Annotated in this window: 20 protein-coding genes; 7 read left to right on the top strand and 13 right to left on the bottom strand. The window is 32.6% G+C overall.

The genetic code is table 11. The features are described from left to right. Positions 1-5: 5 nt before the first annotated feature. Together KCTC32516_RS03585 and KCTC32516_RS03580 are read right to left on the bottom strand one after the other, a co-directional pair. The gene (locus KCTC32516_RS03585) at positions 6-1,031 is read right to left on the bottom strand and encodes an aminotransferase class I/II-fold pyridoxal phosphate-dependent enzyme (protein WP_301402003.1); all 1,026 of its coding nucleotides are present in this window, start codon (positions 1,029-1,031) and stop codon (positions 6-8) included. Positions 1,032-1,033: 2 nt separating this feature from the next. After that, entirely contained in the window at positions 1,034-2,044 is a 1,011-nt protein-coding gene (locus KCTC32516_RS03580) for a dipeptide epimerase (protein WP_301402001.1), read from the bottom strand. 74 nt (positions 2,045-2,118) lie between these two features. On the opposite strand from KCTC32516_RS03580, the gene KCTC32516_RS03575 reads away from it, so the two are divergent. After that, on the top strand, positions 2,119-2,709 hold the full coding sequence (locus KCTC32516_RS03575) for a carboxymuconolactone decarboxylase family protein (protein ID WP_301401999.1): 591 nt from the start codon (positions 2,119-2,121) through the stop codon (positions 2,707-2,709). A gap of 186 nt (positions 2,710-2,895) precedes the next feature. Continuing rightward, positions 2,896-4,449, top strand: coding sequence for a M20/M25/M40 family metallo-hydrolase (locus KCTC32516_RS03570; protein WP_301401998.1), 1,554 nt, complete (start codon positions 2,896-2,898; stop codon positions 4,447-4,449). 99 nt (positions 4,450-4,548) lie between these two features. Here KCTC32516_RS03570 and KCTC32516_RS03565 read toward each other — a convergent pair whose 3' ends face one another. The 6 genes from KCTC32516_RS03565 to mddA all read right to left on the bottom strand — a co-directional run bounded on the left by KCTC32516_RS03565 (position 4,549) and on the right by mddA (position 9,180). Continuing rightward, positions 4,549-4,878 (bottom strand): phosphoribosylpyrophosphate synthetase, encoded by a 330-nt coding sequence (locus tag KCTC32516_RS03565; protein WP_301401997.1) that lies wholly within the window; start codon positions 4,876-4,878, stop codon positions 4,549-4,551. Positions 4,879-4,923: 45 nt separating this feature from the next. Beyond that, positions 4,924-6,636: a M28 family peptidase gene (locus tag KCTC32516_RS03560; RefSeq protein ID WP_301401995.1), complete on the bottom strand. Its 1,713-nt coding sequence runs from the start codon at positions 6,634-6,636 to the stop codon at positions 4,924-4,926. 37 nt (positions 6,637-6,673) lie between these two features. Next, on the bottom strand, positions 6,674-7,246 hold the full coding sequence (locus KCTC32516_RS03555; protein WP_301401993.1) for a uracil-DNA glycosylase family protein: 573 nt from the start codon (positions 7,244-7,246) through the stop codon (positions 6,674-6,676). Between the two features lie 28 nt (positions 7,247-7,274). Continuing rightward, on the bottom strand, positions 7,275-7,946 hold the full coding sequence (rsmI, locus tag KCTC32516_RS03550; protein ID WP_301401991.1) for a 16S rRNA (cytidine(1402)-2'-O)-methyltransferase: 672 nt from the start codon (positions 7,944-7,946) through the stop codon (positions 7,275-7,277). A gap of 53 nt (positions 7,947-7,999) precedes the next feature. Further along, the gene (locus KCTC32516_RS03545) at positions 8,000-8,359 is read right to left on the bottom strand and encodes a cupin domain-containing protein (protein WP_301401990.1); all 360 of its coding nucleotides are present in this window, start codon (positions 8,357-8,359) and stop codon (positions 8,000-8,002) included. Between the two features lie 86 nt (positions 8,360-8,445). Beyond that, complete coding sequence (gene mddA, locus KCTC32516_RS03540; RefSeq protein ID WP_301401989.1) at positions 8,446-9,180, bottom strand: methanethiol S-methyltransferase; 735 nt, start codon at positions 9,178-9,180, stop codon at positions 8,446-8,448. 214 nt (positions 9,181-9,394) lie between these two features. On the opposite strand from mddA, the gene aspS reads away from it, so the two are divergent. The 5 genes from aspS (at position 9,395) to hflX (ending at position 15,319) form a co-directional block, all read left to right on the top strand. Next, positions 9,395-11,149 (top strand): aspartate--tRNA ligase, encoded by a 1,755-nt coding sequence (aspS, locus tag KCTC32516_RS03535; RefSeq protein ID WP_301401987.1) that lies wholly within the window; start codon positions 9,395-9,397, stop codon positions 11,147-11,149. 43 nt (positions 11,150-11,192) lie between these two features. After that, positions 11,193-11,903, top strand: a complete 711-nt coding sequence (locus KCTC32516_RS03530) for a DUF6503 family protein (protein WP_301401985.1) — start codon at positions 11,193-11,195, stop codon at positions 11,901-11,903. A 137-nt stretch (positions 11,904-12,040) separates the two neighbouring features. Further along, positions 12,041-13,828: a chloride channel protein gene (locus KCTC32516_RS03525; protein ID WP_301401983.1), complete on the top strand. Its 1,788-nt coding sequence runs from the start codon at positions 12,041-12,043 to the stop codon at positions 13,826-13,828. A gap of 10 nt (positions 13,829-13,838) precedes the next feature. Continuing rightward, on the top strand, positions 13,839-14,075 hold the full coding sequence (locus KCTC32516_RS03520) for a hypothetical protein (RefSeq protein WP_301401982.1): 237 nt from the start codon (positions 13,839-13,841) through the stop codon (positions 14,073-14,075). A 35-nt stretch (positions 14,076-14,110) separates the two neighbouring features. Next, entirely contained in the window at positions 14,111-15,319 is a 1,209-nt protein-coding gene (gene hflX, locus KCTC32516_RS03515; RefSeq protein ID WP_301401980.1) for a GTPase HflX, read from the top strand. Between the two features lie 85 nt (positions 15,320-15,404). Here hflX and KCTC32516_RS03510 read toward each other — a convergent pair whose 3' ends face one another. The 5 genes from KCTC32516_RS03510 to KCTC32516_RS03490 all read right to left on the bottom strand — a co-directional run bounded on the left by KCTC32516_RS03510 (position 15,405) and on the right by KCTC32516_RS03490 (position 18,521). Continuing rightward, complete coding sequence (locus KCTC32516_RS03510; RefSeq protein ID WP_301401979.1) at positions 15,405-16,247, bottom strand: DUF3078 domain-containing protein; 843 nt, start codon at positions 16,245-16,247, stop codon at positions 15,405-15,407. Between the two features lie 11 nt (positions 16,248-16,258). Continuing rightward, positions 16,259-17,116, bottom strand: coding sequence for a DUF3078 domain-containing protein (locus KCTC32516_RS03505; protein WP_301401977.1), 858 nt, complete (start codon positions 17,114-17,116; stop codon positions 16,259-16,261). Positions 17,117-17,172: 56 nt separating this feature from the next. Next, entirely contained in the window at positions 17,173-17,682 is a 510-nt protein-coding gene (locus tag KCTC32516_RS03500; protein ID WP_301401975.1) for a DUF2480 family protein, read from the bottom strand. A 72-nt stretch (positions 17,683-17,754) separates the two neighbouring features. Then, the gene (locus KCTC32516_RS03495; RefSeq protein ID WP_301401973.1) at positions 17,755-18,075 is read right to left on the bottom strand and encodes an iron-sulfur cluster assembly protein; all 321 of its coding nucleotides are present in this window, start codon (positions 18,073-18,075) and stop codon (positions 17,755-17,757) included. Positions 18,076-18,104: 29 nt separating this feature from the next. After that, a complete protein-coding gene (locus tag KCTC32516_RS03490) occupies positions 18,105-18,521 on the bottom strand; it encodes a SufE family protein (RefSeq protein WP_301401972.1) in 417 nt (138 codons plus the stop codon). Positions 18,522-18,684: the final 163 nt, after the last annotated feature.

The raw sequence follows: 18,684 nt of genomic DNA, 5'->3' as shown, positions 1-18,684 counted from the left end.
TATAATTAGAATTGGATGATGCAATCTATTAAAAAATCTAACTGCTTTTGTGTGTGATTTGCATTCAATACTATTCTATTGATTTTTTTGGTTGATGCAGGATAATAAAAACTGGTAATTAAAATCCCTTTTTTGTATAAATAATCTGCAATTTCTTCGTTTCCAAAAAAGAAAACAGGATAATTCTCTGACATCCGAACCGCTTTTAAATGGTTTACTTTATGATATACATAAGAGCAATTTTCTCTTAATTTTTTCAATTGATGTTGATAGATTTCTGCTCCGTTTACAAAAGCCTCTAAAAAAGACGGATTCATACCTGCGCAACCAATAAATAACGAATCGGTTTTTACCAAATTGATAAATGCTGTGCTTCCTGCAATTACTCCACCGTTAATTCCAAATGCTTTTCCTAATGAAGAAACAATAATAACTTCTCTGTTTTTTGCTTTCGGAATTTGTGATGAAATTCCAGTTCCGTTTGCACCTAAAACGCCCAAACTATGCGATTCATCCAACAAAATAAAGAGTGTATTTGTGCTAGAGATTTCATTTAAAAATGCAAACGAAAAAGGGGTTGTTTCTAAAGCAGCAATGGCATCAACAAGAATACAAATCGATTTATTTTGTGCGTTTTTTAAGTTAGAATTTAACTCATCATTTTCAAAAATAGGTTTAGCTTCATCAATTAAAATTGATGGATGTGTTTTGGGCATATAAAAAAAAGCATCCACTTTTTTTTGTAAACTTCGCAACGCAAATTGTCCGGCTAAGGTTCCTGATGAAACTGTAACGGCATCATTAGTATTTAAAAAAGCACTTAAATAGTTCTCTCCTTTTTGATAAACCGAGAGTTTTAAATTTGCACTTCTAGAACTTCCATACGAAGTTCCCCATTTTAGAATACTTTGTGTTACTATTTCTTGAAACTGCGGCAACATCGGAATTCCTAAATACGAAGTTCCGCTAAAAAACAAATATTCTTTGTTGTTGATGATTGCTGTTGTATTTGGAGCTTTTTGTAACTGCATGCTTACAATAAATGTGCTCCTATTCCATTTTCATCAGCATACAAAATTACGCCGTCTTTAATGGTAATTCCTGTTGCAATGTCTTCTTTTAAAAGCAAGGATCCATCCATATCAACATAATCCAATAAAGGCAATAAATGCGCAATAGCAGAAATTCCGATGCTCGATTCTGTCATACAACCAACCATGGTTTTTAAGCCCAATCTTTTGGCGTTTTCTAACATTCTTTTTCCTGGAGTTAAACCGCCACATTTGGTTAGTTTTACATTGACCCCATGAAATAAACCTGCACATTTTTCAACATCACTTTCTACAATACAACTTTCGTCAGCAATAATTGGTAAGGCAGAATTTGCAAATAATTTTTTATGACCTTCAATATCATCAGCTTTTAAAGGCTGCTCTAAAAATTCTACGCCTAATTCTTTTAATTTAAAAGAGTTTTCTATTGCTTCATCTGCTGTCCATCCACAATTGGCATCAATTCTAAAAATTGCATTGGTGTGTTTTCTAAGTTCGGTTACAATTTCAATATCGTTTTTTGTTCCTAATTTTATTTTATAAATTGGCCAAGGCAATTCTTTCATTTTAGCAACCATGGTTTCAATAGCGTCAATTCCAATGGTATAATCTGTCATCGGATTATTTTTTGGTTGCAAAAGCCAAACTTCGTATAATTTTTTACCTTTTTTGCGCGCATACAAATCGTTAAAAGCCATGTCTAAAGCACAAAGTGCAAACATATTATTTTTAAAAAGTGGTTGTAGTTTTGTCCAAAATTCATCTGGAGTTGCATCAGACAATGATTCAATAAAAGCTTGGTTTTCGGTAATTTGATCAATCAAATTTTTCATGGTAATTTGATAATAGGTGTTGGAAGAAGTTTCTCCAAAACCATGAAAACCATCCTCAGACAATTCTACAATTAACGTTGGTTGTGTGTTTCTAGATTCTCTAGAAATTGTAAAAGTGTGTTGTAACACTAGATCATAAGAATGTAATTTGAGCTTCATAGATAAGTTTTGATGAATTAGAAAGTTAAAGTTATAAAAATAGATATATTTGAAGGTATAAAAATAGAAAAGATATGCCATTAGTAACACCTTTATCTGCAAACCACGATTTAGAAACACAAGAATTAGCAGAATTCTTTAATGAAACCTTAGGATTTTGTCCTAATTCTGTTTTAACCATGCAACGAAGACCTGCAATTTCAAAAGCATTTATCAATTTAAACAAAGCCGTTATGGCAAATGAAGGTCGCGTAACTTCTGCTTTAAAAAGAATGATTGCTTGGGTTTCTAGTAATGCAACAGGTTGTAGATATTGCCAAGCACATGCCATTAGAGCCGCAGAACGCTACGGAGCAGAACAAGAACAATTAGATAATATTTGGGAATATAAAACACATGCTGCTTTTTCTGATGCAGAACGTGCCGCCTTAGATTTTTCGTTGGCAGCTTCTATGGTTCCAAATGCTGTGGATGAAAACATTAAAAACGAACTCTATAAATATTGGGACGAAGGAGAAATTGTAGAAATGTTGGGTGTTATTTCGCTCTTCGGATATTTAAATAGATGGAACGATTCTATGGGAACATCAATTGAAGATGGCGCTGTAGAAAGCGGAGAAAAATATTTAGGAAAAACAGGCTGGGAAAAAGGAAAACACCAATAGTACTTTTATAGAAATCTAAAATGCATCATTTACTGAACCTATTTCAGTAAATGATGCCTTTTTTTGCTCAAAATTCTAGCTCTTTTTTAGTGATGTTGTTCGACATTTAACATAAATTTTAACAAATAGATAAACCGGACTTCGTTATATTTACAACTAACCATCAACTAATTAAATTTTATAAAAATGAAAAAAATTCTACAAATTTTTGTATTGTTTCTAATGGCGTCAACGGCTGTTAATGCACAAAGTAAAGATCCAGTTGTTCAAAACATTATTAACGAAGCAAACAACAACTCGCAATTAGAAAACTTAGCACACCAACTTTTAGATGTTATCGGACCACGTTTAGTTGGTACGCCACAAATGAAACAAGCCAACGATTGGGCTGTTGCCAAATACAAATCTTGGGGAATTTCTGCCAAAAATGAAAAATGGGGAGAATGGCGCGGATGGGAACGCGGAATTACGCATGTAGATATGACGTATCCAAGAGTGCAAAGTTTAAATGCAACGCAATTGGCTTGGAATCCAAGTACTTCTAAAAAAGGAGTTTCTGGAGAAGTAATAATTATTCCTAAAATTTCTGACAAAGAAGCATTTCAACGTTGGTTAAAAACGATAAAAGGAAAAATTGTGTTGATTTCTATGAAACAACCTACAGGAAGACCAGATTATAACTGGGAAGAGTTTGCGACGCCAGAATCATTTGAAAAAATGAAAAAAGAGCGTAATGAATCTACTAAAGAATGGTCTCAAAACATTAAAAATACAGGATTTAATTCTAGAACAATCATCGCTGAATTAGAAAAAGCAGGAGCCGCTGGTTTGGTTGCTTCTAATTGGTCTAGAGGATTTGGGGTAAACAAAATTTTTAGCGCTAGAACTAAAAAAATTCCAACAGTTGATATGGAATTAGAAGATTACGGAATGTTATACAGAATGGTAGAATATGGAGATAAACCAAGAATTGATATTGTTGCGAAATCTAAAGAATTAGGAAAAGTAGATAATTTTAATACCATTGCAGAAATTAAAGGAACTGAATTCCCTAATGAATACATTGTGCTTTCTGCACATTTTGATTCTTGGGATGGTGGAACTGGAGCAACCGATAACGGGACTGGAACTTTAGTGATGATGGAAGCGATGCGTATTTTAAAGAAAATGTATCCAAATCCGAAGAGAACCATTTTAGTGGGACATTGGGGAAGTGAAGAGCAAGGTTTAAACGGTTCTAGAGCTTTTGTAGAAGATCATCCAGAAATTGTAAAAAACATTCAAGCTTCTTTTAATCAAGATAACGGAACAGGACGCGTTGTAAACCTTTCAGGTGCAGGATTTTTACATTCGTATGACTTCTTATCAAGATGGTTATCTGCTGTGCCAAAAGATATTACAAAACACATTAAAACAAATTTTCCTGGAATGCCAAGCGGAGGAGGATCAGATAATGCTTCTTTCTTAGCGGCTGGCGCGCCAGCATTTAGTTTAAGTTCTTTAAGTTGGTCTTATTGGAATTATACGTGGCACACAAATAGAGATACCTATGATAAAATTGTTTTTGACGATGTAAGAAACAACGCAATCTTAACGGCTATTTTAACATATATGGCAAGTGAAGATCCAAACAGAACTTCTACAGAGAAAATTGTAATGCCAATCAATCCTAGAACAGGAAAAGCGAGAGAATGGCCAACACCTCGTTCTCCTCAAAGAAAAGGCGGATTAGATAAATAAACGAAACCTATTTTATACTAAAAACCTCATCATGTACGCTAATTATTGCAGTAATTGATGAGGTTTTTTTATATCTAATGGTTTATAATTATACTTTCCTTACTTGGGGTTTTTATAAATGTTATTTAGTTTTTCTACAATTGCCGAAGTTGTGGTATCAGCATACATTCCAAATGCATTTACGACAATTCCTTTTAAATTATATGTATTTGAAGAAATTGCATAAACAATCATTTCATCTCCTGGATCACTGTCTCCTTCAAACCTGTAAAAAGCATCTATCTTAAAATCTTCTGGCGATAATTCTGTTTGTGTTTTATGACATATGATGCAATCTTCTTCAGTCATAATTGAAAAATCCATAGTATAACCAAGCTTTTTAAGGTCGGTCATAGCTTCACTTACGGTGTCGTAACTTTTATTTTGCATGTTTGTTGTTTTAAAATTACAGTTAATTATTTGATAAAAAGTAATTTATTTACTTAAAGATAGATTAATATTTGCTGCTTTTTCTTTTATTACAGCTTGCACTTTTTCAATATCTGATTGTATCAATGAAACATCAGAAACCATATCAGAAGTTGTTGCAGCAGCTTTAACATACCAATCTTCCCAAGCAGTAACTATTTCTACTTGCGTTTTTACATCTTCTCCTTTTTCCATGGCTAATTTACCTTGTTTTAACTCTTCGTTTAAACGAGTAATGGCAGCATTTTCAATGTTTTTTAATACTTTTTTTGCGGTGTTTGCATCAGCATTTATCAATTCAAAAGCAGAAATTAATGCTGCTGTTCCCACATTTTTTAAGGTCGATTTAGAAACTTTATCAATTCTATCATTATCAGTATGATAAAATTGATCTGTAAAATGCCAAAACAACACACTCGGTATATTTCCTCTTAAAAACGGCACATGATCACTTCCTCCTTCATATGGATTTGTATTTACAACCCAGTTTGCACGTTTTCCTTGTGCTTTAAATTTTTCTATTACAAAGTCGTTTAGATAATGTGGTTTCAGGTCTTTTGCCTTTAATTTTCTTCCGCCCCATTCTGTATGTTTATCATTTCCTCTTGTCCAAATGGCACTAGGATCTGGCATTTTTTCGATTAAAAAAGTTCCGCCAGTTTTCTCAGTATCTTCTCCAACCATGTCTAAAGAAATTCCCCAAACAATATCTTTTGCCCTGATGCTATCTTCTTTCACGTATCTTCCTGTTGATACAATTTCATCGCCCCATAAAAAGGTTAATGTTCTCTTCGGATTTATTTTTCCTTCTTTCACCAATTTTGCTGTAACAGCAGCCATTTCTAACGCAACTCCAACTCCTGTAGCATTATCGTTTGCACCAGGCTCTTGAATATGAGCACTAAAAACCAAGCGTTTTTTTGGTTGCTCACTTCCTTTAACATCAGCAACAATGGTTAGTTCTTCTGATTTATAAATCTTTGTTTCAATTTGTACATTCAAACTCACTTTTCCTTTTGATAAAGCGGATTTTAAACGCTCTTTTGCTGCAAAAGATAGGGCAATTCCCCAAGATTTATGAACGGAGTCTAAAGGAACAGAACGAAACTGAATGGAAGTTGTATTTTTTTCTGGTTGTAAATAGGCAGGATTGCTATAGGTTATTACACCAACAGCTCCACCATCTAGAGCAATTTTAAAAATTCTTCCAGGACTTGTTTCTGCAAAAACAATTTTTCCTTTTACGTTGGTTGTTTTTAATTTCTTAAGATCTTTGATATAAATTACTTCAGCAGTTACGCCATTTTTCGGAGTACTGTAAGAGTTTAAAGCAATCATATTTCTGTTGGTTGCATGTGCTAATAATGGTGCTTTTTCTCCATTAATTGTTACCGTTGCATCCACAGATTCCCAAGTTGGTCTTTTTAACGGACGCTTCTCTATTCTGTAAGTTAGTTTGTCTTTTTCGGTTGCTTTTTCCTCTAAAACATAACCGTCTTTTTCGAGTTGTTCAGCAATAAAATGGACACTTTTATTAAAACCTGTATTACCAACAACACGCCAGTATTTTTCTACAAAAGAAGTGGTTTCAAAAGCCAAATTTCCAGTAAATTCTTTATTGATGACGTCTGAATATTCAGCAGTTTTTAATTCATTGTTTTGTTGACACGCAACAAATAAACTCACACAAAAAGCGAGGATAAAATATTTTTTGAACATGATAGAGTTGTTTTTGGAGTGTAATACTACGATTTTTCTATGAAATTATTTTTGAAATGGTTTCTTTTAACGTTGGTAAAACTTCTTTTTCAAACCACGGGTTTTTAGTCAGCCAAAACCGATTTCTTGGCGATGGATGTGGCAACACAAAAAACGCTGGTAAATATGCTGGATAAAACTCAACTGTTTCTGTCAATGTTCTTTTTGCTTTGTCTTTTAAGTAATACTTCTGTGCATACATTCCGATAAGAATCACCAATTCTACATGTGGCATGTTGTCAAATAATTGTTTGTGCCACAGCGGAGCGCATTCTTTACGTGGCGGTTTATCACCAGAAGTTCCTTTTCCGGGATAACAAAATCCCATTGGGATAATGGCGAATTTTTCTACATCGTAAAAATCTTCATCAGAAACATTGAGCCATTTTCGCAATTGTTTTCCGCTTGCATCGTCCCACGGAATACCAGAATTGTGCACTTTAATTCCGGGTGCTTGCCCGATAATTACAATTTTAGAATTTTGATGCGCAGAAACTACAGGATTTGCGCCCAACTCTAAATGAGGTTCGCAAAGTGTGCATTTTTTTATTTCTGAGAGGAGGTTTTGCATTTAGTAATTTTTTAAATAAGTGAAGATTTTATCTTCTTCCTTCAACCACAATCACAATTTCTCCTTTTGGTGGTTTGTTTGTGTAATGTGTTAATACTTCGGTTGCAGTTCCTCTTATGGTTTCTTCAAATAGTTTGGTTAATTCTCTAGAAACAGAAACTTGTCTATTAGCTCCAAAATATTCCACAAAATGGCCTAATGTTTTTACTAATTTATGTGGAGATTCATAAAATAGCATCGTTCTCGTTTCTTCTGCTAGTAATAACAAACGCGTTTGTCTCCCTTTTTTTACGGGTAAAAATCCTTCAAAAACAAACTTATCATTTGGCAAGCCAGAGTTTACCAAAGCCGGAACAAAAGCGGTTGCGCCAGGCAAACAATCCACTTTAATATTATGTTCTACACAGGCTCTTGTCAACAAAAATCCAGGATCAGAAATTGCTGGAGTTCCAGCGTCAGAAATTAAAGCACACGTTTCTCCGTTTCTAATTCTGTTTAAAATTCCTTCAATCGATTTGTGTTCGTTATGCATATGATGACTGTGCATTTGCGTGCCAATCTCAAAATGTTTTAACAATTTTCCGCTTGTTCGTGTGTCTTCTGCTAAAATAAAATCGACTTCTTTTAAAACCCTGATTGCTCTAAAAGTCATGTCTTCTAAATTGCCAATTGGCGTTGGAACTAAATATAGTTTACTCATTAACCTTAGTTTTTAGTGAACTTAAAATTCATAACTCAACATTCAAAACTATTTTAAATAGATTCATACCTTTCTAAGGTGATATCTGCAATTACATCGCCAGTATGTTTGGTGCTTAAAGGCTCAAACAACAAAACATGAACTTCTTCTTTTGCAATGGGTTTGTGCTCCACTCCTTTCGGAACAATATAAAATTCACCTTCGTTTAAGGTGACCGTTTTGTCTCGTAATTCAATATCTAAAGAACCTTTTATGACCATAAACAACTCATCTTCATCATCGTGTTTGTGAAACACAAATTCGCCTTTTAACTTTGCTAATAAGATTTGTTGATTGTTTAATTCGCCAATTTTTTTTGGCGACCAATGGTCAGAAAATAAGTTGAATTTCTCTTGTATGTTTATTGCGCTCATAAGTACAAACTTACAAAGATTTTTGGAGTTTGACAGACAAAATAAAAGCCGCTTTAAGCGGCTTTTATTTAAATAGTTGTTAGATTTTATTTTTTGTTGAATTTAAAGAACGGAATAATCATAGAAGTTGATTTTTGATATTTTTTATAATCTTCTCCGTGCATTTTTAATAAATCTTTTTCTTCTAAAAATTTTACAGCAACGAACATATATATTGTTGTTACTGCTGCAAATAATAGCTGTCCTTGCGTCATTTCCGCTTTCGCCCAAAACGCAATCATAAATCCTAACATTATTGGATGACGCACCAATCTGTAAAAAAGATTCATTTTAAATTCAGGATCGTTTAAGGTTTTATTTTTAAAATTTTCAAATACTTGTTGTAACCCAAATAAGTGAAAGTGGCTAATTAAGAAAGTAGAAGTTAATACAATCCCCCACCCAATCCAAAAGATTACTTGAATAATTATTGCATATGTTTCTCCTTCTACATTCCAAACAATAGCTGTCATCGGTTGCCATTTCCAATAAATTAAGATCAATGCTAAACTAGAAAATAACACATAAATACTTCTTTCCATTGCTGCTCCAAAAACAGTATTCCACCATTTTTTAAATCCGGGTCTTGCCATAATACTGTGTTGTAATGCAAAAACAGAAAGCAATACTAAATTGATAATGATTGCGTTTGATCCAGAATCTCCACTGTTAATTGTTTTTGGAACGTACAACTCTCCTACAAATCCAATAGCATACAAAAATGTAACAAAAAAGATAAAATAAGAAAGAATTCCAAATACTAGAATGAGTAATTTTTTCATAATAAAAAACTTTAGTTAGTTATATATTTACATACACCTTAACATCATTTATTTTAAAGAGATAACTCAAATATAATGAATTAAATTTAAATAACCTGAATATCAGTATGTTATCATATATTTTGTTATTGAAATACATAAATTATTTCTTCTATTAAAAGACTTACTTCCAAAATTATCTTGTTAAATTTGCAGCATTATTTAAAGCAATAAAATGTATAGAAGTCATTCTTGTGGTGAGTTAAGAGCATCGCACATCAATACAGAAGTAACCTTGGCGGGTTGGGTACAAAAATCGCGAGATAAAGGATTTATGATTTGGGTAGATGTACGTGATAGATACGGAATTACACAATTAATTTTTGATGAAGATCGCACGCCAAAAGCAATTATCGAGCAAGCAAAAACGCTTGGTAGAGAGTTTGTGATTCAGGTTACAGGAACTGTTATTGAAAGAAGTTCTAAGAATCCTAAAATGAAAACTGGTGATATCGAAGTTCTAGTAAGTAATCTTGTTATACTTAATGCAGCTGTGCTGCCGCCTTTTACCATTGAAGATGAAACGGATGGTGGAGAAGATATTAGAATGAAATATCGGTATTTAGATATCAGAAGAAATCCGGTAAAAAACAATTTAATTTTCCGTCATAAAGTTTCGATGGAAGTTCGTAAATACTTGTCTGATCAAGAATTTATAGAAGTAGAAACGCCGTATTTAATAAAATCTACGCCAGAAGGCGCAAGAGATTTTGTGGTTCCTTCTCGCATGAATGAAGGGCAGTTTTATGCGTTGCCACAATCTCCACAAACATTCAAACAACTATTAATGGTTGGCGGAATGGACAAATATTTTCAGATTGTAAAATGTTTTAGAGACGAAGATTTGCGCGCAGACAGACAGCCAGAATTTACACAAATTGATTGTGAAATGGCCTTTGTTGAGCAAGAAGATATTTTAACTATTTTCGAAGGATTGACACGTCATTTGCTAAAAGAAATCAACGGAGTTGAAGTGGAGAAATTTCCAAGAATGTTGTATGATGATGCGATGCGTTTGTATGGAAATGACAAGCCAGACATCCGTTTTGGAATGGAGTTTGGCGAGTTAAACCATTTTACACAGCACAAGGAGTTCAAAGTGTTTAACGATGCTGAATTGGTTGTTGGAATCGCTGTTCCTGGAGGAAATTCTTACACAAGAAAAGAAATAGATAAATTGATTGATTGGGTTCGTCGCCCACAAGTTGGTGCTTTAGGAATGATTTATTGTCGAGTTAATGAAGACGGAACATTCAAATCATCTGTAGATAAATTTTACGATCAAGAAGACTTGGCAAAATGGGCAGATAAAACGGAAGCGAAAGCCGGAGATTTAATCTGTATTTTATCAGGAGAAACCAATAAAGTAAGAGCACAATTATCTGCTTTACGAATGGAATTAGCAACACGTTTAGGGTTGAGAGATCCAAAAGTATTTGCGCCACTTTGGGTAATCGATTTTCCATTGTTAGAATTGGACGAAGAAACAGGACATTATCATGCAATGCATCACCCGTTTACATCACCAAAACCTGGTCAACTAGAATTGTTAGATTCAGATCCTGGAGCTGTAAAAGCAAATGCATATGATTTGGTGTTAAATGGAAATGAAATCGGTGGAGGTTCTATCAGAATTCATGATAAACAAATGCAAGCAACCATGTTAAAACATCTTGGTTTTTCTGAAGAAGATGCCAAAGCACAATTTGGTTTTTTAATGGATGCTTTTGAATATGGCGCGCCGCCACACGGAGGTTTAGCTTTTGGATTGGATCGATTGGTTGCTATTTTAGGCGGACAAGAAACGATACGTGATTTTATTGCGTTCCCAAAAAACAATTCTGGTAGAGATGTAATGATTGATGCGCCAGCTTTTATCGACGCGAATCAACTAAAAGAATTGAGTATCAAATTAGATATTCAGAAATAAATGTTAATCCCGCTTTTGCGGGATTTTTTAGTACTTTTAATTTATGAAAAAATCACTTATTCTTCTTGTATTGTTATTTTCAATACAATCTTTCAGTCAAGAACTCACAGGGAATCAATTATTAGAAAAGGCAATTGAATACCACGACCCAAACGGAAATTGGAACACGTTTAAAGGGACCTTATTGGTAACCATGGAAACACCAAAAAACACCAATAGAGATAGTGAAATACAAATTGATATTCCAAATCAATTCTTTTCGGTAAAAGCAAAAAGCGGTAAAAATACTTCTGAGTATCGTATAAAGAAAGACAGTGTTCAGATTGTTTTTAATGGTGATGAAAATCCATCTGATGAAATTTTGAAAAAGAATAAATTAAGTATTGAAAGAGCAAAAATGTATCAGAATTATTATACTTTTTTGTACGGTTTACCGATGAAACTAAAAGATGACGGTACAATAATTCGTCAAAAAGTAGCCAAGAAAACGTTTAAAGGGAAAAAGTATTTGGTCTTAAAAGCTACCTATAAAAAGGAAGTTGGAAAAGACACTTGGTATTTTTATTTCAATCCTAAAACGTATGCGATGGAAGTATATCAGTTTTTTCATGACGAGTCTAAAAATGATGGTGAGTATATTTTACTAAACAAAGAAGAAACTATTAATGGAATAAAAATGCCGAAGAATCGCGCTTGGTTTAAGAATAAAGACAATACCCATTTAGGAACTGATATTTTAACAAAAAACAATTAAGGTAGAGATGTGTAAAGATGAACGCATCAGCGTTTATCGATGATAATTAGTTAAAGGAATTAAATAAAAAGCAACAGTAGGTTGCAATATCAATCAAATTTAACACCAACCCTATTGTTGGAATACTTGTAAATAAAATGCCTTTTAGTTCAAAAAAAATTTTTAAAAAATTTTTAAAATGGAGATATCAAAATATCTCTAACAAACAATTTATAAATATTGCTAGTACAATTATTGGTTTACTCGCAGGTTTGGGCGCAGTAATTTTAAAAAATGCAGTCCATCTTATTCAGTATTTATTAGAGGGCGAGTTTATTAAAGAAATACACAACGGTTTTTATTTTATTTTTCCAATTTTAGGAATGTTTCTAGTAGTACTAGTTCTTAAATATGTGGTTAAGAAGAAAGTGGGACACGGAATTCCATCAACTTTATACGCCATTTCTAAGCAAAAAGGAATGATGCCTAGGCATCAAATGTGGGCTTCTATTTTTACAGCACCACTTACGGTGGGTTTTGGAGGTTCAGTTGGTTTGGAAGGGCCAACGGTTGCTACAGGTGCTGCATTGGGATCTAATTTTGCGCGCTTGTTTCATTTAAATCAGACAACAAAAACCTTATTAATTAGTGCAGCAGCAGCAGGCGCTATGTCGTCTATTTTTAAAGCACCAATTGCAGCAATTGTTTTTGCGGTAGAAATATTTAGCTTGGAACTTACGTTGGCATCAATGATTCCTTTATTATTAGCATCCATTACTGCCGTGTTAACTTCTTTTTTCTTTTTGGGGGACGATGTATTATTACACATTAATATTGAAGATAAATTTTTATTAAGCGATGTTTTCTTCTATATGTCGTTAGGTGTTTTTACAGCACTGGTTTCGGTATATTTTAGCAAAGTTTATTTTATTATTGGAGATTTTTTCAGAAAAATAGACAATCCTTATAAACGCTTATTAATAGGTGGTGTCGTTTTAGGCGTTGTCGTTTATCTTATTCCGCCCTTATTTGGTGAGGGTTATGAAACCATTAACAGTATTTTAAAAGGAAATGTAAGTAGCGTGATTAGTAATAATGTGTTTAATTACAATTCAAATAATATTTTAGTAATAATGCTCTTTTTAGTTGGTATTATTCTGTTTAAAATTGTGGCAACTTCTGTTACTTTTGGCGCTGGTGGTATTGGAGGTATTTTTGCACCAACTCTTTTTACAGGAAGTGTTACAGGGTATTTATTTGCCATTTTTATCAATTATTTTGATATTTTAGGTTTTCAAGTTTCACCCATTAATTTTGCAATGGTTGGTATGGCTGGTTTAATGGCAGGTGTTTTATTAGCTCCACTTACTGCCATTTTTTTAATTGCAGAAATCACAGGAGGTTATGAGTTATTTATTCCGTTGATGATTGTAGCATCGATCTCTTTTATCATTACCAAACACTTTGTTCCGTTTAATATTTACACAGCCCAATTAGCAAAAAGAGGGGAGTTAATTACACATGATAAAGATAAAAATGTATTGATGTTTTTAGACATCGAAAAAATAATTGAAACCGATTTTATTACGACCACCGTTCAAAAGAATTTAGGAGAATTACTCAAAGAAAACGTTGCAAAATCTAGCCGTAATTTATATCCAGTTTTAGATGATAAAGAACATTTTTTAGGAATTGTATTGCTGGATGACATCCGTTCTATGATGTTCAACCAAGAAATGTACGAAAAGGTAAAAGTAACCGATGTGATGAAATCTGCACCAGAAGTTATTTTTGACACAGATAATTCAGAGAAAGTAATGAAAAAATTTAAAGACAGCAACGCTTGGAATTTACCGGTTGTTAAAAACGGAAAATACGTTGGTTTTATCTCTAAATCTAAATTGCTAACCGCTTACAGAAATAAACTAATTGAAGTAACAAGTTAATTTTTAATTTATGAAAACACTTCTTAAAAGTCTATTTATCATCTTTATCCTTTGGATGTGTATCGGTATTTATTTGTTAAAAACCGATCATCCAAAAGCAGAAATTGTAATGGGTTTAGGGGTTTTTTACTTGTCTTTTTTGTTGATGCCCATTTTTATTTATCACCGATATAGAGATGGAAAGTATAAAAAATATCAACTAGATGATGAAAAGATTAAAGGCTGGATGAAAAACAAAGATTCGTAGTTTAAAAAAATGATTTCTTTATACCTTTGCTCCTTATGATAGACGAAAGAGAAGTAACTTCAGAAAAAGCCGTTTTAATTGGTGTTATCACACAATTTCAAGACGAAACGCAGTCTGAAGAATATTTAGATGAATTAGAGTTTTTAACCTTAACCGCGGGAGGAATTGCCGTAAAAAGATTTACACAAAAACTAGAAAAACCACATCCAAAAACCTTTATTGGAGCAGGTAAACTAGAAGAAGTTGCTGCATATATAGAATCACACAATATTGGTACTGCTATTTTTGATGACGAATTATCACCAGCACAAATTAGAAATATCGAAAAAGTATTGGATTGTAAGATTTTAGACAGAACCAATTTAATTCTCGATATTTTTGCCCAAAGAGCACAAACAAGTTCGGCAAAAACTCAAGTTGAATTGGCACAATGCGAATATTTATTACCAAGATTAACGCGCCTTTGGACCCACCTTGATAAACAAAAAGGGGGAATTGGAATGCGTGGTCCTGGAGAAACAGAAATTGAAACAGACAGACGTATTATTCGAGATAAAATTACCATTCTTAAAAAGAAACTTGCAACCATTGATAAGCAAATGGCTGTGCAACGAAAAAATCGTGGAAAAATGGTTCGAGTTGCTCTGGTTGGTTACACCAATGTTGGTAAATCAACATTAATGAATGTGATTAGTAAAAGTGATGTTTTTGCCGAAAACAAACTCTTTGCTACGTTAGATACAACGGTACGGAAAGTGGTGGTTAAAAACATTCCTTTTTTAATGACAGACACGGTTGGTTTTATTAGAAAATTACCAACACAATTGGTGGAATCTTTTAAATCTACTTTAGATGAAGTAAGAGAAGCCGATTTATTATTACATGTTGTAGATATTTCGCATCCAAATTTTGAAGATCATATTGCGTCTGTAAACACCATTTTAGATGAAATAAAAAGTGCCGATAAACCAACACTTATGGTTTTTAATAAAATCGATGCCTATGCTCACGAAACGATTGACGAAGATGATTTGGTTACAGAAAAAACCAAAGCACATTATACGCTAGAAGATTGGCAAAAAACATGGATGAACGATTTAGAAATAACAGCTGTATTTTTATCTGCCATCAATAAAGAAAACATCGAAGAGTTTAAAGAAAAGGTGTATGAAGAAGTAAAGAAAATTCATATTGCACGTTTTCCGTACAACAACTTTTTGTATGATGAATATACAGAAGAATAAATTTTTCTGTAAAAAATAAATCCTTATTTAGTTAAACATAAAGAGCCAGCAAAATGCTGGCTCTTTAAAGTTGGTTTAATTTTTTTTAGAAAATGTAATTTACTCCCAAGCCAAACACTTCTTTAAATTGTATTTTACTTGTTGCATTGTCATCAACAATAGCATGAAAATTTAAGTTGGTAGATACGTATTTATTGATTTGCATTACAAAGTTTAATTGATAATCTAAATCCATATTTTGTGGTTTGTCTAAATAATTAGCATACACATTTAAGATGTTTTCCATCGTAATGTTTTCCATTAGTATGGTTTTGTAATTTAGAGAACCATTAAAACCAAACTCATAACGTGTGTTTTCCCCTAAATCTATTCCGTAACTTCCAGAAAATTCATCAGAAACCATGGTGATTTTAGAGGTAATTGGCGCTAAGTTTATTTTAAAATTATCTGATTTTTTCCACAACATACCTGGACCAAAACTGAAATACCCTGGTGCTAAAAATGCCGAGGTTTTTACCTTTGGCACACTAGAATAATCATAACCGTTTGTAAATTGCGTTTTAAAATTTAAAAAGAAAGAATACGACCAATTTCCAGTTGCTTTTTTCCCGTAAAGCGAGTTAAATTCAAAAGTATCATCTGTTTTTCTAGTTCCGTTCCCTTTGACATTATTTAGTCCGTAAGCCAACATTATTTTATTGTCCCAAGTGGTGTTTTCTTTCGAGTAATTAAAGTCATAATTGATTCCTAAATTACCAGAAACAGTGTTATCTCCACCAGAAATCCAATTAGAAAAAGCAGATTGATTGACCAAAAAAGAAATATTTCCTGTTTTTTTCCAATTAGAAATTGGTTGATCAGTTGTATCTTGAGCCTGTGTTTGAATTGCCGCAACGACTAATAGTGCGAAGCAAATTTTTTTAATCATTTTTATTGAATTTATTTTTTATGAAAAACATACTTTAATCCAAGTCCAAATATTTGTTTCAGTTGTATTTTGCTAGAAGCGTTGTCGTCAATCAACATATGAAAAATAACATTAGTGGTCATGTACTTATTGATATCTGTAGAAAACTTTGCTTGGTAATCAACATCCACATTTTGAGCTTTATTTAAGTAATTAGAATACAACGCAATAATATTTTGCATGTTAATGTTTTCCAACACTTCAAAATTTAAATAGCCGGATAAACTAAATCCTAATGCAAATTTTACGTTTTCTCCAGGGTTTACCCCATATTTCCCAGAAAAGTGATCGTTTACAAAAGTAAATCGAGAGGTTGCAGGCGCAATGTTTATTGTAATATCATCAGATCTTTTCCATAACATTCCTGGACCAAAAGACAAGTATGCAGGAGAAAAAAAATCTGAAACCAGTAATCTTGGTGATTCTCTATCGTCGTACCCTTTTGTGTATTGTGTTTTAAAGTTTAAGAAAAAAGAGAAAAACCAATATTTATTAGATTTTAAACCCAATAAAGAATTGTATTCAAAACGGTCATTTGTTTTACGAACACCTGCTTCTTGAATATTACTTAAACCATAGACTGTAATTATTCTATTGTCCCAGTTCCATTTTCCGCTTTTGTAATTAAAATCATAATTAACACCAATATTCCCAGCAATTGTATTGTCTCCACCGGCTTTCCAGTTGGTAAAAGTAGATTGATTAAACAAAAACGTAAACAAGCCGGTTACCTTCCATTTTGGAGGCGCAGGAGGAATACTATCTTTCTTTTCTTGAGAAAAACTAAGTGTAGATATTAGTAAAAGAAAACCGAAAAGGTACTTTTTCATCAGTTCTTAAAATAATTTAAGTTGCAAAAGTAACACGAATTAAAGAACAAAAAAAATTATTTTGAGGCTTTGTATAATGGAACTGTAGAACATGCTTCGCCAAATAGAATTGATTTTGCAATTGGCTGAAGTTTTTGAATTAAAAGCGTGTATGCAGAAGCAGGAATTGGTTTGTTAGAACAACCTTTTAGAATGACAGGTTTATCTTTAAAAATAGCTATATTTAGTTGATTAATTATGTTTTCAAAAATAACAGTCTCTAAAGTTTCTAAATTACCAACAACTATTTTTTTAGCAAAAGGAGCCAGTTTTGTGGTGATTAATAAATATGCCCAAGAAGGAATAATAGCATCAGAAGAACACGTTAATGCAACATAATTACCTTGGTATTGATTCCAGTTATGATCGTTTACAAAAGCTCTAAAATCTTTTTCTTTTAAAATGATTTCTTTAAACAACCAATCTTTAATGTCAAAAACCACACGATTTCCTTCAGGATAAAAATCCTCAAGATCTAATGTAATTAATTTGCTACTTGCAACTCTATTGATTATTTCTTCTGCCATTTTTTAAGGTTGAAAGGTAAAGGGTTAAAGGTTTGCTAACTACTAACTATCAACTGATAACTGTTCACTGAATTAAAGCATTCCAAGCTCTAACTTAGCTTCTTCACTCATCATTTCTTGTGTCCACGTTGGATCAAAAGTAATTTCTACTTCTGCTTTGATAATTTCTTTTAAAGAAGCCACTTTCTCTTCTACTTCTCTTGGTAAAGATTCGGCAACCGGACAATTAGGTGATGTTAACGTCATTAATATTTTAACTTCATTATCTTCATTTACAAAAACATCATAAATCAAACCCAATTCGTAAATATCTACGGGTATTTCTGGGTCGTAAATAGTTTTTATAACTCGAACAATTTTATCTCCAATTTCTTCTAATTCTACGTCGTTCATTTTTTTATATTTTATAAAATGATATTTTTTTATTTTGTTTGTAACGCAATTGCGTACATTTTTATTTGCTTTATCATAGAAACTAAACCGTTTGCTCTGGTTGGACTTAAATGTTCTTTCAAGCCAATTTGGTCTATAAATTTAGTGTCTGCCTGTAAAATAGCTTCCGATTTTTGGTTAGAAAAAACACGCAATAATAACGCAACAATTCCTTTGGTTAAAATAGCATCGCTATCTGCAGTAAAAACAAGTTTTTCGTTTTGAATTTCAGAATGCAACCAAACTTTAGATTGACATCCTTTTATTAAATTTTCGTCAAGTTTGTAAGCAGCATCAATTAAAGGCAAAGATTTTCCTAAATCGATAATGTATTCATAACGTTCCATCCAATCATCAAACATCGAAAACTCGTCAATAATTTCTTCTTGTATTTCTTTGATAGTCATTTTTTAAACTTATTTTTGCACAGTCTAATAACTGATTATTTAATTGGGCAAAATTACGATAAAAATGGCATTTATGCCTATTTAGTTTAAATATAAATAAGGTTTATTGTTAAATTAAACCAAGAATTAAGAATACATCTTTCTATTACAGAAAGTTAAAATT

Source organism: Polaribacter huanghezhanensis (assembly GCF_030444335.1).
In the GTDB taxonomy this organism is placed as follows: domain Bacteria; phylum Bacteroidota; class Bacteroidia; order Flavobacteriales; family Flavobacteriaceae; genus Polaribacter; species Polaribacter huanghezhanensis.
Note: the sequence above shows the minus strand (reverse complement) of the source record. Positions and strands in the feature narration are given on the sequence as shown.

Coding starts and splice junctions, on each gene's coding strand:
- KCTC32516_RS03585 (WP_301402003.1), bottom strand. CDS start 1,031: ATGCAGTTACAAAAAGCTCCAAATACAACAGCAATCATCAACAACAAA.
- KCTC32516_RS03580 (WP_301402001.1), bottom strand. CDS start 2,044: ATGAAGCTCAAATTACATTCTTATGATCTAGTGTTACAACACACTTTT.
- KCTC32516_RS03575 (WP_301401999.1), top strand. CDS start 2,119: ATGCCATTAGTAACACCTTTATCTGCAAACCACGATTTAGAAACACAA.
- KCTC32516_RS03570 (WP_301401998.1), top strand. CDS start 2,896: ATGAAAAAAATTCTACAAATTTTTGTATTGTTTCTAATGGCGTCAACG.
- KCTC32516_RS03565 (WP_301401997.1), bottom strand. CDS start 4,878: ATGCAAAATAAAAGTTACGACACCGTAAGTGAAGCTATGACCGACCTT.
- KCTC32516_RS03560 (WP_301401995.1), bottom strand. CDS start 6,636: ATGTTCAAAAAATATTTTATCCTCGCTTTTTGTGTGAGTTTATTTGTT.
- KCTC32516_RS03555 (WP_301401993.1), bottom strand. CDS start 7,246: ATGCAAAACCTCCTCTCAGAAATAAAAAAATGCACACTTTGCGAACCT.
- rsmI (WP_301401991.1), bottom strand. CDS start 7,946: ATGAGTAAACTATATTTAGTTCCAACGCCAATTGGCAATTTAGAAGAC.
- KCTC32516_RS03545 (WP_301401990.1), bottom strand. CDS start 8,359: ATGAGCGCAATAAACATACAAGAGAAATTCAACTTATTTTCTGACCAT.
- mddA (WP_301401989.1), bottom strand. CDS start 9,180: ATGAAAAAATTACTCATTCTAGTATTTGGAATTCTTTCTTATTTTATC.
- aspS (WP_301401987.1), top strand. CDS start 9,395: ATGTATAGAAGTCATTCTTGTGGTGAGTTAAGAGCATCGCACATCAAT.
- KCTC32516_RS03530 (WP_301401985.1), top strand. CDS start 11,193: ATGAAAAAATCACTTATTCTTCTTGTATTGTTATTTTCAATACAATCT.
- KCTC32516_RS03525 (WP_301401983.1), top strand. CDS start 12,041: ATGCCTTTTAGTTCAAAAAAAATTTTTAAAAAATTTTTAAAATGGAGA.
- KCTC32516_RS03520 (WP_301401982.1), top strand. CDS start 13,839: ATGAAAACACTTCTTAAAAGTCTATTTATCATCTTTATCCTTTGGATG.
- hflX (WP_301401980.1), top strand. CDS start 14,111: ATGATAGACGAAAGAGAAGTAACTTCAGAAAAAGCCGTTTTAATTGGT.
- KCTC32516_RS03510 (WP_301401979.1), bottom strand. CDS start 16,247: ATGATTAAAAAAATTTGCTTCGCACTATTAGTCGTTGCGGCAATTCAA.
- KCTC32516_RS03505 (WP_301401977.1), bottom strand. CDS start 17,116: ATGAAAAAGTACCTTTTCGGTTTTCTTTTACTAATATCTACACTTAGT.
- KCTC32516_RS03500 (WP_301401975.1), bottom strand. CDS start 17,682: ATGGCAGAAGAAATAATCAATAGAGTTGCAAGTAGCAAATTAATTACA.
- KCTC32516_RS03495 (WP_301401973.1), bottom strand. CDS start 18,075: ATGAACGACGTAGAATTAGAAGAAATTGGAGATAAAATTGTTCGAGTT.
- KCTC32516_RS03490 (WP_301401972.1), bottom strand. CDS start 18,521: ATGACTATCAAAGAAATACAAGAAGAAATTATTGACGAGTTTTCGATG.